We start from the raw sequence: 16,455 nt of genomic DNA, 5'->3' as shown, positions 1-16,455 counted from the left end.
GTCGTGAGTGGCAATGAGGGTTAGAACAACAAAAATCACTCACGACCCTCTCGCGAAACCGTGCAAGTCGCCCAAATCGGGCACCTTTGTCTCGTAAAGGGTCCCTTGTGGACAGTCAAGAGCCGGGTGAGGCTCCTTGCGGGAGCCCGCTCCTGTCGGGTCCACCTCGACACGTTCGCCTTGTCCCGCTCCAGCGGCGGAGCCGACCAGCAGTTATGCGACTTTGCCGGGACCCTGGCGCCTAGCGCAAGGAAGGGGGTCCTTCATGTACTTCACGACCGGCCGTCGAGGTCACAGCCGCCCCACGGTCACCAGGGATCACATCCGACGGTAGCGAAAGCCTCCTTCACTACCGTCAAGGTAGGCAAAGAGGCCCTCACTACCAGGAGAACGCGAACACAGGAGCGACACCGGCCCCACGCCACGACACGTTTGCCCTACCCCTCAAGAGAACCGTCCCCACCACTCACGAGGACCCAGCCGTTCTACCAGGGTGAGTTTTCTTCGTCTTCCGGTGCTTCGTGGCGTTTGTCGCGAGGCGCCTGCGGCGGAGGCGGAGCGTCGGCGGCCGACGGCGCCGGCGGGGCGGGCGGCGCGGGCGGCTCTTCCTCTTCGATCTCGGGGAAGCGGCTGCGCAGGGTGCCGATCATCAGCGCCCTGGTCTCCTGGTCCTCGTCGCCGAGCGATTCCTGCATGACCTCGGCGACCTGGCCCGCGATACCGGCCTGCGCCTGGTGCATGGTCTGGAGGATCTGCCGCGACAGTTCCTCCAGCGGGTACGTCCTCGCCTTGTTCCCGAACTCGATGTCCGTCACGCCACCGTCCGCCCCGACGGTGATCTTGACGGCGCCGTCGGAGCTGGCCGCGGTCAGCCGCAGCTGCTCCGTGCGCTCCTGAGCGGCCGCGTAGCGCTGGGCCTTTTCTTCCAGCCCCGCCGCCCATCGCTCCATTTTGCGCTGGGCCTCGTCGGGGTCCAGCATGAGCTCGCCGAGCTCGTTTCCGCCGGTCACTGCTTCCCTCCGATGTCCAAGGCCTTGAAGTCCGCCTTGAACGGTTCCGCGTTGGTCTTGTCACCGTCTACATAGGACTTCGCGGCGGTGCGTACGTTGTCCGCGGTCGACTGGATGCCTTCCGCCGCCGCCTTGATCGTGTCCGCCGCGCGTTCGCCCGCCGGGTTGACGATCGGCGGCAGGAACGCGCACAGCAGACCGTACGCGTCCGACGACATCGCCGAACCGGTCGCGCCGTGCGCGGTGTTCAGCCGGTCCACGAGCCCTTCGAGATGGCTCGCGTGCGCGGTCAGGTCGTCCGGGTCGACCTCGAACGAAGCCGTCACTTCCAGTCCTTGTTCTTCCAGTCGCCGATCACCGGCGGGGCCACGATCTCGTCGGCGGCGAAGAAGGACGGGTCGTCGGATTCGAGGTACTCGGCGGCCTTGTGCTCCGTGTCGTCCTGGCCCTGTCCCTTGCCGGCACCGGGCGCCATACCGCCGCCCATCGGCATACCGCCGGTCGTACCCGGCTTGCCGCCGGAACCGGCGGCGCGGGCCGCGGCCCCGTCGGCGTCCATCGCGCCCGCGCCGACGGCGCCGCCCATACCGAGCGAACCCGTCGCCTTTCCGGCACCGCCGAGGCCACCGCCGCCGGCACCCGCGCCGCCCGCGCCGGTCCCGCCGCCGAAGCCGCTGGTGCTGCCGCCGAGACCGCTGGTGCCGCCGCCCGGGATGTTCGGCATGCCGAGTTTGGGCGGGTTGTACGGCGTGCCCTTGTACGAGTTGCCGTCCGGGAACGTGGGGCCGCCGAGCCGCTCGCCGATGCCACCTGGCCGCGGGATCGGCGGGATGTTCGGCATGACCGGCCTCGGTCCGCCGCCGGTGGGCCCGTTCGGGATCGGGATGTTCGGCGGGGTGAACGGGAGACCGCCACCGGGACGCGGTCCGCCGCCGCCTTCGGGGATGGAGATGTTCGGCGGGGTGAACGACGGCGGCGTGACGGACGGCGGTGTGTAGCCCGTGGTGCGCGTGCTGTCGTCGATCTTGGGCAGGTTCGGGAGGTTGGGGCCCGCCGACGCCGCGGGTTTGTAGGTCTCGCCGCCGGTCGGCCCGTTCGGGATGGTGGGCATCGCCGGGTTGGAGCCGGGACCGCCACCACCGGGGAAGCCACCACCAGGACCACCGCCGCCGGGGAAGCCGCCGCCCGGACCGCTGCCACCGGGACCACTGCCGCCAGCTCCGCCGTTCGGCGCGTTGAACGGCGACACGCCGCCGGGCCCGCCGGTTCCACCCTGGGTGGTCCCGTCCACCGAAGCGGCGATGGTCCCGTCGGGGCCCACGGTGCCGTCGGCGCCTTCGGGTGCCATCCGGTCGCGAAGCGTCTGGGCGGGCGAGCCCGCTCCACCGCCGGCGGCGCTGCCCTGCAGCTGCTTGGCCGCCTGCATGGTCGGCAGCTTCGGCGGGGCGGGGAACGCCGGGGTGGCGATCGCCGAACCGACCGTGCCGTCGAAGTCGGTCATCACCTTCGCGGCCTGATCCCGCGCGTCCTGCTGCTTCTTGAAGGTCGAGAGGTCCTTCCCGAGCTGCGCCATGTACAGGTGCGGGTCGGTGATCGTCTGCAGGTTGGCGTTGGCCTCCTGCACGCTGAACGCGACCGGCGGGTTCGCCGCCATCAGCTTCTGCGTCTCGTTGAGGGTCTGCGAGTGGATCTGCTGCTGCCGCCCGGCCAGTGTCGCGCCGTTCGCGGTCGCGCCGAGCCACTTGCCGACACCGGCGAGGTGCTCGCGGGCCGCGTCGCCGCCTTCGCCCTCCCAGTTGGCCGTGCTCGCGTTGATCGCCTTCGCCAGGTTGCGCTGGTGTGTGGCCAGGTCGTTGCCCGCCCGGATCCACTCTTCGGAGGTCTCGCCCACCGCGGCCGGATCCGCGTTGTCCGCGATCGCGGCCTGCATCTGCTCGTGGGTGGCGTTGGCCCAGACCGTGGACGGCGGCTCGCCGGGCTTGCGGATGTCCAGGTCCTTGTCGAGACCCTCGCGCGCCTTGTCCAGCTGCCCCTCGTACATCTTCTGCGTGAAGATGTCCTTGAAGCCGTTGAGCGCCGTGTCACCCCAGCCGAGGATGTTGAACAGCAGGTCGGTCCCGGCGGCGGCCCCGGCCCGGATCTCGTCACCGGAGGCGGCCTCGTCGGCCAGCGGCCCGACGTAGTACGGGGACGATGAGTCGGCCGTGATGTCGTAGAACGGGTCGTCCGGGTTGTAGTCCTCGGACTGGGGGTCGGAGACCTTCGTGGTCTTCTCCGCGGCTTCGGTCACGGGTCTCTCCTCTTAGATCTCGGTGTCGATCCGCGTCAGGGTGCGCTGGTTCTCGTCGTCGCGTTCCCGGTAGTTCCGCTTGGCGAGTTCGATCGCCTCGACGTAGGTCGGGAATTCGGCGCGGGCGGCTTCGAGCTGGGTGAGCAGGCCCTGCGCGTCCGTCGCGGTGCCGTGCATGTGCTCGGACACCCAGCGCGCGGTCGCGGTGGAGCTCATCGGCGGCGTGTTCCGCAGCTTGGTCAGCGCGCTCCAGCGCTCTTCGAGACTGTCGATCACTCCCTGGAGCGATCGGATCATCTCTTCACCGGTGCTCTCGTCGACGGCGAAACGGCCCTGCTTCGCCAGGGCCTTCAGCTCCGTGCCCGCGAGCTTGCCCCGGACCGCCATCATCGGCTGCAGTTGTTGTGCTTCCTCGGTCAACGGAGGATCCTCTCGCCGGGTTCAGGAGGGTCAGTAGATGTCAGCGATGGCCGCGCGGATCGCGTTCGCCACGCCCGACTGACTCGCCGGGTCGTAGTGACCGATCACGGCGCCGGAGGCTTCGTCGGTCTCTGTCCAGACCAGGTACCGGCCGTCCTCTGTGTCGAGCCAGCTCAGCGGCGTCGAGCGGAGCCGCTCGCCGCGGCGGCCGATCCCGCTCACGATGATGTGCCCGCCGCCGAGGCGGGTGCCGGACAGCACCTGCTCCAGGACGGCGACGTCGCTCTCGTCGTTGCGCGGGGAAGCGGTTTCCGGCCGGGCGCGGACGACGCCGGTGAACTGGAGGTTGCCGAACGCGTCGGTCTCCTCCTCGTCGAATTCCGCTTCCGCCTGACGGCGCGCGGCCATCGCGGAGACGGCGCGCTCTTCCTGCTGCACGAGGGTCCGGCGGCCGGTCGACGCGGGCCGCATCCGCGGCAGGACCCCGGCGAGGACCTCGACCAGCTCTTCGTCCGCGAACAGCGCGAACTGCAGGAGGTCTTCCCCGTGGGCCTGGGTGATGCCGAGCGCCTGCCTGCCGTCGGTGAGGGTGAGGACGGCGATGTCCTGGCCGATGCCGTCGATCCCGTTGACCGAGATGGTGATCCGGTGGTTCGAGAGCAGCGCGAACGCGGTGCGGATGGCCTGGTTCAGCTCGCCGTTGATCGACAGGCGGCGCTGTTCGAGGTCTGCGTAGACCTTCCGGATGACGGCGGCGTAGCGCTCCGGGTCGATCGAAGTGTTGCGGACGCGCAAGGGAAACAAGCGGACGTCGACGCCGAGCGCCTGTCCGACCACGGTCGCCTCTACCGTCCCCAGCGCGAAATCGGCTCGTTCAGCCATGCTTTTGCGCTACTCCCTCACGGGCGCCGGGCCCCGACTTTGTTAATGGCGAAAACAAACTAGCACAGCGCATGACTGTACGGAACCATACGAACACCGGTGGACCCGATGGAATGGATCACAGTGCCCGATCGGGCACTTTTCTTGCCCCTAAAGGAATAACGGCCGAAGTCAGCGGTCGGCGGTCGCGGGTGCGTAAGTCGTCATCCGGCGGGCCACATCCGTCCGGGAACGGGCCCCGAGTTTCCGCAGCACCTTGGCGACGTGCTGTTCCACAGTACGCGGCGAAAGGAACAAACCGTCCGCTATTTCCCGGTTCGTGCGCCCGTCGGAAAGCATGCGCGCGACCTCGAGTTCGCGGGGCGACAGTTCCTGGCCGTAGCCACGCCGTCCGCGCTGCGAGGGCGCCCACGCGCCGTGTTCCCGCAGCTGGTGGCGGCAGCGGCCGGCGTCCCTGGTCGCGCCGAGCCGCTCGTAGGCCTCCGCGGCCGCGGTGAGCTCCTCGATCGCCTTGCGGTCGCCCGCGGTCGGTTGACCGGAGGTGAGCTGACCTGCGGTGAGACGGCCCGCGTTGAGACGGCACAGCGCCGCCCGTTCCCGGGCGCAGATGGCCTGGTACGGCATCGGCAGCGCCTCGTAGCCCGCCGCCGCCTCGTCGAAAACCGTTGCCGCGGCGGGATGTTTGCCGCGCGCGTCGAGCAGGATCGCCTGGCCCGCGAGCAGCGCGACCCGGGAGACCGGCGAGTCCTTGCCGTCGATGCCGCGAGCGAATTCCTCGACCACGGCGTCCGCCTCGGACCAGCGTCCGGCCCGCGTGTAGGCCTCGGCCGCGGCGGGCACCAGCGCCGCCGCCCACACCCAGACCCCCTTGCGCCGGGCCGCCGTGACGGCGTTGTCGGCCGCCGCGCAGGCGCCGTCGACGTCGTCCGTCGCGAGGAGCACGCGGATGAGGACCCCGGCCGCCGAAAGGACGACGGGGATCGGCCCGTGTTCCGGGGCGTGCACGCTCGCCGCGGTCAGATGTCGTTGCGCGGCGGCGAATTCCCCGCGGACGGCGGCCAGTCCGCCGAGGACCAGCGAGCACTCCATGACGATCGGGCCGAGGTCGGGATAGGTGTCGCGGAGCTGTTCGGTGGTCTCCGCGAGCCCGGACCAGTCGCCGCGCACCCAGTCGAGCCGGACCCGGGTGCCCTGCGCGAGCCCGGCGGCGTAGAGCGCCCCGGCGTCGGTCGCGCGCCGGATCCCTTCCGTGACCAGCTTTTCCGCCCTGGCCAGATGTCCGGCCCAGGACTGCGCGTCGGCGAGGTTGCACCACAACCGCGCCAGCTGGACTCGTTCGGCCACACCGCTGCCCTGGTCCGGCAGTTCGGTGAACTCGGTCCAGGCCGATCCGTCACCGATATGCGCCTGGGTGGAGATCCGGTCGCCGAGGAGCGCGAGCCGCAGTTCCGGGTCTTCGATCCGGTCGAAGACCTCGCGGGCGCGGTTCATCCAGACCTCGTGCCAGGACAACGGGGTCAGCCCGTCGATCGGCTGGGCGAGCAGGTTGATCCCGCGGGCGGCCAGTTCCGGCTCGTCGACCAGTTCGGTGATCGCCTTCTCCACCTCGACCCGGCCCCGGCCGAGCCGTCCGATCGTGCGGACGAGCAGCATCCCGAGGCTGAGCCGGATCGTCCCGCGCACGCTGGGCCGCAGGTCGGTGAGGTCTTCGAGGATCCGTTCCAGTGTCTCGATGACGTCCGGGCGGAAGCCGCGCAGCGCGACCTGGCTGAGTTTCGTGGCCAGCCGGGCGATGTCGTCCTCGCCGAGGCTCGCCTCGGCCAGCACGGACTGGAGCAGGTCGATCGCGCGTGACGTGTCGCCGTGGGCGATGGCCTCGTCGGCGGCGGCTTCGGCGTAGTGGCGCCATTGTTCTGTCCGCCCCGCCGCGCGCGAGTGGTTCGCCAGCAGGGTCAGCGGCGGGACCGGTTGACCGGCGAGCACCTGGATCGCGCGCGAGTGCAGCAGCGTCCGTTCCGGACCGCTTATCGTGTCGTAGACGGCCTTGCGGGCCAACGGATGCCGGAAGCCGTAGCGGTCGCCGCCGAGTTCACCGAGGACACCGCCGTCCAAAGTGGACAAGAGCGCCGAGCGGAGCGCGTCGCCGTCGAGGCAGGCGAGTTCGCCGATCACCGCCGGTTCGGACGGGACGGCGAGCACCGCCGCCGCGCAGGCCAGCCGGACCGCGGGTTCGGGGAGCGCGTCGAGCCGTTCGGTGATGGCTTCGCGCAAAGAAATCGGGACTTCGAGGCTTTCCAGCAGCCGGTCCGAGAGCACCTCGCCGATCGGCAGCCGTCCGGCGGCGTCCCGCAGCGCCCGCAGGGTCTCCTCGACCACGAACGGGATCCCGGCGGTGCTTTCGTGGAGTTTCGCGGTGAACGGCGCCGAAACCCTGGGCAGGTCCAGCAGTTCTTCCGCCAGTTTCCCGACCGCCTCGACGTCGAGCGGGCCCAGCGTCACGCGGGCGGTCTGGACGTTCGCCCTCGTGCGGAACGGGATGCCGGCGCTTCCGTGCGCGGACGGCGAGCCGGTCCGGTACGCCGCGACGACGGCCAGTTCGGCGGGCATGGCCGCGGTGAGGAACCGCATGAGGTCACGGGTGTCCTCATCGGCCCACTGGAGGTCGTCGATCAGGACGAGCGCGGGCCCGCAGGCGATCAGGAGTTCCCGGACCGCGCGGAACTGGCGGTGCCGTTCGGCGCACGGGTCGGCGAGTGGTTCCGGCCGGGGAGGAAGGCTTTCCGCGAGTTCGGGCAGCAAGGGTCTCAGCACCCCGGCGACCGGGCTGAGCGGGCCGAGCGGCCGGTCTCCCACCGAACGCAGTGCTTCCAGCAGCGGTCCGAACGGGAACGGTTCGCGCATCGGCTGGCAGGCGCCCGAAAGCACCCGGCCGGGCGCGAACTCGCGGCGTCCGGCCAGCTCTTCGAGCAACCTGCTGCGGCCCATCCCGGGTTCGCCTTCGATCAGCACGGCGGCGGGACGGCGCAGCAAGATCTTCACTATCGCCGAGACCTCGACGTCCCGGCCCACGAGTGCCGTCGATCCGGCGCGGACCGAAACCGAGGTCGGGCGAGGGGTGGCAAGCCACATCATGCGCTCCTCGGTGGGGAGTTCCCGCTGAGCCCGACACGATCTTGTGCGTTGTCCTGCGGAGCCTAAGCACTGCCTACCTGGTCGTAAACCACCCAACACGGACACCAAGGGCACCCTGTGAGGCCGTTCGCGGACACACCGTCACCGGTTGGCTGACGGATCGTCGGTTGGAAAATCACCAGGCACCCGAAACATCGGCGATAAACCCGATTCGGCGAGTCATCCCACGTTCCGGGGGTGGCGACGACTACACAAGGTATTCGCTCGAAACCCTACTTACGGACGTGTCCGTCCGGGTGCCCGCTCTAGGTGGCCGCTCGTGGAGCAGGGGATACGGGTTCCGAAGAATGGGTATACCTATCCCGTGCCGACCCGGATTGCGGCCTTCGTCGGAGTCCAGAACTCTCACCCATCGGGGGAGGGACATCGCATGGCGAACCGGAGCCGTGCGTGATGACGAGGGAGAAGCATGAAGATCAGAAAGCTCCTCGGTGTGGCCGCCACGGCAGCACTGGCCACCGGCGCGCTCGTCACGGGTACCCCCGCGGCAGCGTCCTCGGACACCCTGCTCAACGCCGAGATGGTTCCCGCCCTGCAACGGGACCTCGGCCTGACCGCCGGACAGGCACTCGCCAGGATCCAGAGCGAGACCGCCGCCGGCACGCTCGAACAGTCGCTCGCCTCGGCGCTCGCCGGCAGCTTCGGCGGCGCCAGCTACAACGAGGCCACCGGCAAACTCCGCGTCGGCGTCACGGACGCGGCGAAGCTGGGACAGGTCCTCGCCAGTGGCGCGGAAGCGGAACTCGTGCGCTTCTCCGCCGCCCAGCTGGATTCCACTGTGGACAAACTGAACGCGGGTGAGCGCGCGGCGGACGGCGCGATCACCGGCTGGGGCGTCGACACCAAGACCAACCGCGTGACGGTGAACGTCCTGCCGGGCAAGAGCGGCGTCGTCGACTCGTATCTGGAGAAGACCAAGGTGGACAAGACCGCCGTCGCGGTGGTCGAGACCGCGGCGGTGCCGACCCTGAAGTACGACGTCCGCGGCGGTGACGCCTACTACATCAACAGTTCTTCGCGCTGCTCGATCGGTTTCTCGGTCAACGGTGGCTTCCTCACCGCCGGGCACTGCGGCCCGGGCACGGTGACCGGCTCCAATCGGGTCGCGATGGGCTCGTTCGCCCGCGTCAGCTTCCCGACCAACGACTACGGCCACGTCCGGGTCAACAGCAACTGGGTGCCGCGCGGCATCATCAACAACGGCACCCGCGTGAGCGGCTCGACCGTGGCGGCCACCGGCGCCTCGACCTGCAAGTCGGGTTCGACCACCGGCTGGACCTGCGGCACCATCGGCGCCAAGAACCAGACCGTCCGCTACGCCGAGGGCACGGTCTACGGCATGACCGCCACCAACGTGCGCTCGCAGGCAGGCGACTCCGGCGGCTCGTTCATCTCCGGCAACCAGGCCCAGGGCATGCTGTCCGGCGGTAACAGCTCGGTGACGTACTTCTTCCCGGTCCGGCCGGCGTTGTCCGCGACCGGGACCTCCCTGGTGCTCGGCTGACCTAGGGGACCGTGACAGGACGAAGGGCGGACCGAGTGCCTCCAGCGCACTCGGGCCGCCCTTCGTCTTCGTGCCGCGGGAAAGTTCTAGACGTTGCTGATCTCCTCGATCAGCGCTTCGACGTCGAAGTGCTCGCTCTCGGAGCCGAGCGGGACCAGCTCGTAAGTGGACTCGAGGAACGTCTCGACGTCCTCACGTTCCAGCTCGAACGACGCATAGCCGTCCGGTGACTCGATTTCGAGCGTCAGCAGCGCCTCGTCCTCGGAGAGGTCGGGGCGGACGCGGACGTCACCGAGCCCGGAGGGGTCGGTCAGGCCGGTGACGAGCAGTTCCCGCGCGAAGGTCCACTCGACCCACCGGCCGCGCTCGGTCCGGAACGACACGGTGACCGCGAACGGCTCGCCGGCGTGGAAGGACAGGCGGGAGAGAACGGGCGTGCTGCTGTTGTTCAGCAGAACGAACTGGCTCTGGTGAATTGCGTCGGTGTGCACGGCCACTCCTCGGTGCTCGTGGTTCGCGCGGCGCGAACTTTGCGTCTCGGGGAGGAGATGCCCGGGCGGACGCCGGATGACGCCACTGCGACGACGTTCACGCTATCGGCTGCATCTGTCCATAGTGGTGTAACGCCGGGCACAGACCCCTTGCGTTCGGCCGGATACCCGTGGTGACGAGGCCGTGGAGTCCTAATTGGACGAGGGAGCTCACGGCTCCAGCGGCAAGGACAGTCCCGTTTTGACCCGGTCCATCGCCACCGACGTCGTGAAGTGCCGGACGTTCGGGTTGTCGAAGAACATCCGCCGCGTGAACGCCTCGAAATCCGCCATGTCCCGGCAGGTCACCACGAGCACGAAGTCCGCGTTGCCGGTGACGTAGTAACACTGCTGGACGTTGTCGTCCGAGAGCACCTGCCGCCGGAACCCGTCGAGCACCGCGAGGCTCTCCCGTTCCATCTCGACCATCACCACGAACGTCATCGACAGCCCGAGCGCCCGCGGCGACAGCACCGCCACCTCGCGTTCGATCACCCCGGCCTCGCGCAGCCGTTTGATCCGCCGCTGCACGGCGGCCGCCGACAGGCCCACCTTCGCGCCGATGGTCTCGGCGATCGTGCGGGCATCGGACTGCAAGCAGGCGAGGATGGCGACGTCCAGGCTGTCGAGGTCGGGTGTGTGCACCAGGTCAGGCTAACCGGAGGGCTCTTCCGGGCGCCTGATCTCCAGCCGTGGCGGCGCGCGGTGTGGATCACGCCCCCGGAGGGTGCGTTCAAGGGTTCGGCGGCCACGGCCCGTGGCGTTCGCGGCGCCGGATTCGCCCGGTCGGGTGCCGAGGCGCTCGTGTGTCCGGTCACCCTTCCTGCCTGCTCGGTTGCAGTCGAGCCAGGTCGGGCACGGCGCGGCGGGAAAAGCTGAGAATTCTTTGAAATGTGACCCGGAACACAACTGACGGGTCTACTGAATGGTAGCGCTTACAAGTGAATGGCAGACCTCTCATTTCCCCCGCGGAAGGATTCCTTGGTGCCCTCATCTCAGGCGGCCGTTCTCGCCGGTCTCGGCTCTTGGCTGCCTCCGCGCGTGGTGGGCAACGAGGAGATCGCCCAGCGGCTGGACACCTCCGATGAGTGGATCCGCTCGCGGACCGGCATCGCCGAACGCCGGGTCGTCGACCCCGGAACGTCCACTGTGGACCTCGCGGTCGAGGCGGGGCGCCGGGCGCTGGCCTCGGCGGGCGAGGGCGGCGCGGACGCGGTCGTGCTCGCGACGTCCACGGCCGATCAGCTGTGCCCGGCCAGCGCGCCGCAGGTCGCGACCAAGCTCGGGCTGAACGGCGTCGCCGCCTTCGACGTCAACGCCGTGTGCAGCGGGTTCATCTACGGGCTCGCCACCGGCGCCGGCCTGATCGCCGCCGGCATCGCGCGGCGCGTGCTGGTGATCGGCGCCGACGTCTTCACCTCGCTCGTCGACCCCGAAGACCGCGGCACGGTGCCGATCTTCGGCGACGGCGCGGGCGCCGTCCTGCTTCGCGCGGGTGACGCCGACGAACTCGGCGCCCTCGGCCCGTTCGACCTGCACAGCGAAGGCGAGCTCGCGGAGCTGCTCTGGGTCGAAGCGGGTGGCGCGAAGAACCGCCGCTCGGACGACCCGGCCGACCACTATCTGGTGATGCGGGGCCAGACCGTCTTCCGGCACGCCTGCGCCCGGATGGCCGAATCGGCGCGCGCCGTGCTGGCGTCCGCGGGCTGGGCGGTCGGCGACATCGACCGGTTCATCGGGCACCAGGCGAACATCCGCATCCTACAGACCTGCGCGAAGCAGCTCGGGCTCGCGGAGGACGTGATGTACTCGAACATCGAGAAGGTGGGCAACACGAGCGCCGCGTCGATCCCGATCGCGCTGGCCGACGCCGCCAAGGAAGGCGCGCTCCAGCCGGGGCACCGCGTCGTGATGGGGGCCTTCGGCGCCGGGCTCACCTGGGGTTCGACGCTGCTGCGCTGGCCGGACGTCATTCCGGGCTGAGCGCGCTCGCTTCCCAGGCGTGCGTCGGTTCCTGGCGCCCGCGCAGTTCGAGTTCCGCGTACGGCTCCCAGTGCGAGCGCTCGCTTTCCAACGCGGCCTTGAGCACCGCCTCGCTCGCCAGGATCCGGCCGTCGGCGGATTTCGCGTACTCGGTCAGGCGCGCGGCCTCGTTCACGGCGTCGCCGATGACGGTGTACTCGAACCGGCTGCTGGTCCCGAGCTGACCGGCGAAGACCCGCCCGCTCGCGACGCCGATGCCGAGGTCCAGCTCGCCGGTCTCCTGGACGGCGTCCCGGATCACCCGCGCGGCCGAAAGCGCCGCCGTCGGCGCGTCCGCGAGCCGCGTCGGGGCGCCGAAGACGCAGAGCGCGGCGTCACCCTGGAACTTGTTGACCAGCCCGCCCCGCGCGCCGACCGCGTTCACCACGCTGGTGAAGAACCGGTTGAGCGTCTTGACCAGGTCTTCCGGCGGGGTTCGGCTCGCCAAGGCCGTCGAATCGACGACGTCGACGAACAAGGCCGTCACCTCGCGCACGTCACCCGAGAGGGAGGCGCCGTACTCGAGCGCGTGCCGCGCGACCTCGTCCCCGACATGCCTGCCGAACAGATCCCGCATCCGCTCCTGCTCGCGGAGCCCGGCGGCCAGGTCGTTGACCGAGGACTGCAGCAGGCCGATCTCGCTGGAGTCGTCGACGTCGACCACGATCTCCTTGTTGCCGCGCGCGATCTCGTCGAGCGCCACCCGCAGCCGGTGCAACGGCGTCGCGACGGCCTTCGCGAGCAGCACCGTCCCGATCGCGCCGACGCCGAGCCCGATCGCCGAAAGCATGATCAGGCTCGCGACGTGGTCACCCTGGCCGAGATCCGGCGGGGCGGCCACCAGCAGCACACCGAGGAACGGCACGCCGCTCGCCAGCGCCCAGGTGACGACCACCCTGGTCCGCACGGTGACCCGGAGCGTCCCCTTCGGCGGGGTCACCTTGAGCGCGATCGTCATCACCGGACGGGCGACCCATTCCGCGGCGAGATAGGTGAGGCCGACCGTGGTCAGCCCGCCGAGCCCGATGACCAGCGCCATCCCGAGCGCGTCCAGCCAGGACCCGAGCACCCGCGCGAGCGCGCCGAGCACGATCGTGCCGATCAGCCAGAGCGTCCCGCTCACGATCCCCATGTCGACCGGGAGCCGCAGCGCCCGCTCGGCCTCGGCCCTCGTCGGCGGGCGGCCGAAGACGAACCAGACCGCCGTGCGCCGCTGAAGCCACGCCGTCCACGCGGTACCGACCACCAGCGACAGCGCCACGATGCCGGCCGCGGTGACCCCGAGGATCCAGCCACGGTCGCCGACCTCGCTCGGCAGGCCCTGCAACAGCAGGAGTAACGCCACGACACCGGCACCGCACACACTGGACCCGACGCCGAGCGCGGCGAACCCCAGACTGGTCCTGAGCACCAGCCGGAACCGGCTCGACATCGTCTTCCCGCGCACCCGGTGATCGTATGACCTCCGGCGGAAAACGGTTCGCCAGTTCTCGCGTGCGCTGGCTACCGTGCCGGTATGGAACCGCTGGGCCAGGACGCGATCAGGGCGTCCTTCGTGAACTGCACGCGTGGCGAGGCCAAGGGGGTCACGCTGCCCGCCCGGCCCGAGGAAATCCCTTGGGAGAACAGGGAATTCCTCGGCTGGCGTGATCCGAAGGCCGTCTCCCGGGCGTATCTCGTGCTGCCGTACGGCGGGGAAACCGTCGGACTGTCCCTTCGCGCCGCGCCCCGGCCGAAGGGCCGTGTCCTGCTGAGCAACATGTGCGGCCTGTGCACGACGACACATCCGCTGTCCGACATCGCGCTGTTCTCCGGCCGCCGCGCCGGGAAGCTCGGGCGCGAAGGGAACACGCTCGGCATCTACGCGTGCGCGAATCTCGCGTGCAGCCAGTACATCCGAGGCGAGTTGAAGCCGGACGTGCCGCAGCCGTTCGAGTCCCTGACGCTGGAGGAGCGGGTGTCCCGGCTGGAGGACAAGCTGCACCGGTTCGTCGAGCGGGTACTCGAGTCACGCTGACGCCTCGTGACACGCGTTGCCGCCGGTTTGCCTCCCGAGTGTCGGCGTAACTCGCGTGATCAGAGACGTAACTCGCGTGATCAGAGACGGATCGCCTCCCAGCACGCGAGTTACGTGCTCAATCACGCGAGTCATGCCCGCCCGATCGCGCAACACCCGGAATCCGAACCGCACCGTCCCTCAGAACCGGAAGCGGAGGATCCGCCCCATCTTCTTGAACGCCGGGAACAGTCCCGCGATCCACAACTGCGCCCGCATCGACCCCGAAATCCGGTTCTTCACCTCGGGCGTCGCGTAATCCGTCGAGTCGAGTCCCGAAACCAGCGTCAGACCGAGCCGCTCCAGTTCCGAAATCTCGTCGATGCCCCAGTACAGCGTCGCCTTGGCCTTGCGGACCACGGGATTCAGTTTCTGCAGTTTGATCCCGAGCCTGCTGAACGTGTCGAAGACCATTTCGCCGCCCTGGGGGAAATGCGCGATCAGCCGCCGCAGCAATTCCTCGCCTTCGGACGGCCGCAGGTACATCGTCAGCCCCTCCGCGATCACCAGACCGGGTTTGTCCGACGGGATCTCGTCGATCCAGGCGAAGTCCGTCACGGACGAGCCGATGGTCCGGTACCCGTCCCGCTCGGGGTAGATGCGGGCGCGCAGGTCGACGACCTCGGGGTAGTCGACGTCGAACCAGCGCACCGAGGGCGGCGGGTCGACGCGGTACACGCGGCTGTCCATGCCGCAGCCGAGCTGGACGACGGTCGCGTCCGGATGTTTCCGGAGGAATTCCGAGGCCCAGTCGTCCATCGGCTTGGCCCGCATCGCGACGGTCAAGCCCATGTCGGCGGTGACGCCCAACGAGCCGAAGTCGTAGTCGATCTGCTTGACGGCCTCGTCGGCGGCCTTGTCGCCGAGGATCGGCCGGTCGCCGCGGGCGTCGAGCGCCCGGCCGTACAGCGTGGCCAGCATCGTCGCCTTCTCTTCGGTGAACCGGACCTTCTCCACCGCACACCCCCGTCAGAAGTTTCACAACCTTCTGAAAACTCTACTCGTGCGGATCCGCGAGCGCCATCAAGGAAACGTCAATCCCTGGCCGTGTAGTCGTGGACGTAGGTCTTGGCGTCGAGCAGATGCCGCAGGGTGATCTCCCGCGCCGCCGCCGCGTCCGACCGGCGGATCGCTTCGAGGATCGCGCGATGCTCGTCGACGGCCTTCCTGATCTGCCCCGGCAGCCGGAGCGCCGCTCGCCGCTCCTCGCCGACCAGCGAGAGCACCGAACGCAGTAGATCGGTGACGTCGTCGTTGCCGGCGTTGCCCGCGATCACCCGGTGGAATTCGGCGTCGGCCGCGATCACGCGCAGCATGTCGCCGTCGGCCGCGGCCTGGTCCATCTCGTCGACGGTGCTTTCCAGCCGGGCGAGCACCCGCGGCGTGTGGTCGAGCGCGAGCCGCTCGGCCAGCGTCGGCTCGACGGTGGTGCGCAGGTCGAACAGCTTCTCGACCAGTTGCTCATGCTCGGAGAACCAGCCGCGCAGCGGTTGTTCGTCGATCTTCTCGCGGACATACGTGCCAGAACCCGGCCGCACCTGTACGTAGCCGATGGAATCCAGCACCCGCAGCGCCTGCCGCAGCGAACCACGGCTGATCCCGAGCTGTTCGCAGAGCGTGCGTTCGGCGGGCAGCCTCGACCCGGCGGGGAGCCTGCCCGAATCGATCATCGTGCGCAGATGATCGACGGTCGCACTCCACACCTGTTCGCGCTCGTCGTCGGCCACGGCGTCATCCTCGCAGGTTCGCCCGCTCGCCCGGGACTGTCGGTGGCCGATGCCATCATCGAACGATGACTGGGGTGGCAGGGCTGATCAAGGCATGGGTGCACGGCTGGGCGCTCTCCCGCGGCGTCGGGATCCCGGTGGCCGAACCGGACGGCTACCGGCTCGACGTCGGGCGTCCCGGGCATCGCGTGAGATATGTGCTGGCGGACGCCGGGTCGGCCGGGCGCCGGGCCCGTTCGCTGACGGAGCCGGGCACGTGGCTCAAGGTGAGCGGGTCGCGGGACGAGGTGGCGAAGACGGTGCCGCCGGAGTGGGAGGTCGGCCCGCCGGAGTACCTGATGAGCGCCGAGCTCGCGCTGCGGCCGGTCATGGCCGCGCCCGAGCCGTACCGGGCGGAACTGGTCGGCGACGGCGTGGTCACCGACGTGGTGGTGCGCGCGCCCGACGGCTCGCGCGCGGCCACCGGCCGGGTCGCGATCGCCGGTGGCACGGCGGTGATCGACCAGGTCGTGACGGAGCCCGAGCACCAGCGGCGAGGGCTGGGCAGATTCGTCATGCGACGGCTCGACGAGGTGGCGGTCGCGGCCGGGGCGGAGCGTGCCGTCCTGGTCGCGACGGAAGAAGGACGGGCGCTGTACCTCGCGCTCGGCTGGACGGTCGCCGCGGAGATCACCGCGGCTCATCTGCCGGAGGAGAGCGGCCGGTCGCGATCGAGGATCCGGCCGGACACGGCCCGCTAGGCAACGAGTTCCGCGTCTTCACCCCGAACGAGACATAACGGGCTCGTTGAATGTTCGACTAGACACATCCACAGCGCGAAAG

Annotated in this window: 15 protein-coding genes; 4 read left to right on the top strand and 11 right to left on the bottom strand. The window is 69.6% G+C overall.

Going from position 1 to position 16,455, the window contains the following annotated elements:
* Positions 1 to 485: 485 nt before the first annotated feature.
* The 6 genes from DMH03_RS02965 to DMH03_RS02940 all read right to left on the bottom strand — a co-directional run bounded on the left by DMH03_RS02965 (position 486) and on the right by DMH03_RS02940 (position 7,731).
* Positions 486 to 1,010 (bottom strand): YbaB/EbfC family nucleoid-associated protein, encoded by a 525-nt coding sequence (locus DMH03_RS02965; protein WP_125790452.1) that lies wholly within the window; start codon positions 1,008 to 1,010, stop codon positions 486 to 488.
* Positions 1,007 to 1,336 carry a type VII secretion target gene (locus DMH03_RS02960; protein ID WP_125790451.1) on the bottom strand — a complete coding sequence of 110 codons (330 nt, stop codon included), beginning with the start codon at positions 1,334 to 1,336 and terminating at the stop codon, positions 1,007 to 1,009. The genes DMH03_RS02965 and DMH03_RS02960 overlap by 4 nt, the downstream gene beginning before the upstream one ends.
* Positions 1,333 to 3,300, bottom strand: coding sequence for a hypothetical protein (locus tag DMH03_RS02955; RefSeq protein WP_125790450.1), 1,968 nt, complete (start codon positions 3,298 to 3,300; stop codon positions 1,333 to 1,335). The genes DMH03_RS02960 and DMH03_RS02955 overlap by 4 nt, the downstream gene beginning before the upstream one ends.
* Before the next feature lie 12 nt (positions 3,301 to 3,312).
* Complete coding sequence (locus DMH03_RS02950) at positions 3,313 to 3,720, bottom strand: hypothetical protein (protein WP_125790449.1); 408 nt, start codon at positions 3,718 to 3,720, stop codon at positions 3,313 to 3,315.
* A 30-nt stretch (positions 3,721 to 3,750) separates the two neighbouring features.
* Positions 3,751 to 4,602, bottom strand: coding sequence for an ESX secretion-associated protein EspG (locus DMH03_RS02945; protein WP_125790448.1), 852 nt, complete (start codon positions 4,600 to 4,602; stop codon positions 3,751 to 3,753).
* A 171-nt stretch (positions 4,603 to 4,773) separates the two neighbouring features.
* On the bottom strand, positions 4,774 to 7,731 hold the full coding sequence (locus DMH03_RS02940; protein WP_125791513.1) for a LuxR family transcriptional regulator: 2,958 nt from the start codon (positions 7,729 to 7,731) through the stop codon (positions 4,774 to 4,776).
* Between the two features lie 472 nt (positions 7,732 to 8,203).
* Here DMH03_RS02940 and DMH03_RS02935 point away from each other — a divergent pair, with 472 nt between their 5' ends.
* Entirely contained in the window at positions 8,204 to 9,298 is a 1,095-nt protein-coding gene (locus DMH03_RS02935) for a S1 family peptidase (RefSeq protein WP_125790447.1), read from the top strand.
* A gap of 86 nt (positions 9,299 to 9,384) precedes the next feature.
* On the opposite strand, the gene DMH03_RS02930 is transcribed toward DMH03_RS02935, so the two are convergent.
* Both DMH03_RS02930 and DMH03_RS02925 read right to left on the bottom strand, forming a co-directional pair.
* Entirely contained in the window at positions 9,385 to 9,789 is a 405-nt protein-coding gene (locus DMH03_RS02930; RefSeq protein WP_125790446.1) for an SsgA family sporulation/cell division regulator, read from the bottom strand.
* Positions 9,790 to 9,999: 210 nt separating this feature from the next.
* On the bottom strand, positions 10,000 to 10,473 hold the full coding sequence (locus DMH03_RS02925; protein ID WP_125780663.1) for an Lrp/AsnC family transcriptional regulator: 474 nt from the start codon (positions 10,471 to 10,473) through the stop codon (positions 10,000 to 10,002).
* A gap of 339 nt (positions 10,474 to 10,812) precedes the next feature.
* Between DMH03_RS02925 and DMH03_RS02920 the strand changes: the two genes are divergently transcribed.
* Positions 10,813 to 11,811 (top strand): beta-ketoacyl-ACP synthase III, encoded by a 999-nt coding sequence (locus DMH03_RS02920; protein ID WP_125790445.1) that lies wholly within the window; start codon positions 10,813 to 10,815, stop codon positions 11,809 to 11,811.
* Here the strand turns inward: DMH03_RS02920 and DMH03_RS02915 are convergent.
* On the bottom strand, positions 11,798 to 13,282 hold the full coding sequence (locus tag DMH03_RS02915; RefSeq protein ID WP_125791512.1) for an adenylate/guanylate cyclase domain-containing protein: 1,485 nt from the start codon (positions 13,280 to 13,282) through the stop codon (positions 11,798 to 11,800). The genes DMH03_RS02920 and DMH03_RS02915 overlap by 14 nt on opposite strands.
* A gap of 84 nt (positions 13,283 to 13,366) precedes the next feature.
* Between DMH03_RS02915 and DMH03_RS02910 the strand changes: the two genes are divergently transcribed.
* Positions 13,367 to 13,867: an FBP domain-containing protein gene (locus DMH03_RS02910; RefSeq protein ID WP_125790444.1), complete on the top strand. Its 501-nt coding sequence runs from the start codon at positions 13,367 to 13,369 to the stop codon at positions 13,865 to 13,867.
* Between the two features lie 180 nt (positions 13,868 to 14,047).
* On the opposite strand, the gene DMH03_RS02905 is transcribed toward DMH03_RS02910, so the two are convergent.
* Positions 14,048 to 14,863, bottom strand: a complete 816-nt coding sequence (locus DMH03_RS02905) for a class I SAM-dependent methyltransferase (RefSeq protein ID WP_125790443.1) — start codon at positions 14,861 to 14,863, stop codon at positions 14,048 to 14,050.
* A gap of 77 nt (positions 14,864 to 14,940) precedes the next feature.
* Complete coding sequence (locus tag DMH03_RS02900) at positions 14,941 to 15,633, bottom strand: FadR/GntR family transcriptional regulator (protein WP_125780671.1); 693 nt, start codon at positions 15,631 to 15,633, stop codon at positions 14,941 to 14,943.
* A gap of 74 nt (positions 15,634 to 15,707) precedes the next feature.
* On the opposite strand from DMH03_RS02900, the gene DMH03_RS02895 reads away from it, so the two are divergent.
* Entirely contained in the window at positions 15,708 to 16,373 is a 666-nt protein-coding gene (locus tag DMH03_RS02895) for a GNAT family N-acetyltransferase (protein ID WP_125791511.1), read from the top strand.
* Positions 16,374 to 16,455 lie beyond the last annotated feature (82 nt).

The sequence above is a fragment of the Amycolatopsis sp. WAC 01376 genome (genome assembly GCF_003947415.1).
Lineage (GTDB): Bacteria > Actinomycetota > Actinomycetes > Mycobacteriales > Pseudonocardiaceae > Amycolatopsis.
Note: the sequence above shows the minus strand (reverse complement) of the source record. Positions and strands in the feature narration are given on the sequence as shown.

What these genes read in the sequence shown, in the direction of transcription:
- DMH03_RS02945 (WP_125790448.1), bottom strand. Translation starts at nt 4,602, where the DNA reads ATGGCTGAACGAGCCGATTTCGCGCTGGGGACGGTAGAGGCGACCGTG.
- DMH03_RS02915 (WP_125791512.1), bottom strand. Translation starts at nt 13,282, where the DNA reads ATGTCGAGCCGGTTCCGGCTGGTGCTCAGGACCAGTCTGGGGTTCGCC.
- DMH03_RS02910 (WP_125790444.1), top strand. Translation starts at nt 13,367, where the DNA reads ATGGAACCGCTGGGCCAGGACGCGATCAGGGCGTCCTTCGTGAACTGC.
- DMH03_RS02940 (WP_125791513.1), bottom strand. Translation starts at nt 7,731, where the DNA reads ATGTGGCTTGCCACCCCTCGCCCGACCTCGGTTTCGGTCCGCGCCGGA.
- DMH03_RS02935 (WP_125790447.1), top strand. Translation starts at nt 8,204, where the DNA reads ATGAAGATCAGAAAGCTCCTCGGTGTGGCCGCCACGGCAGCACTGGCC.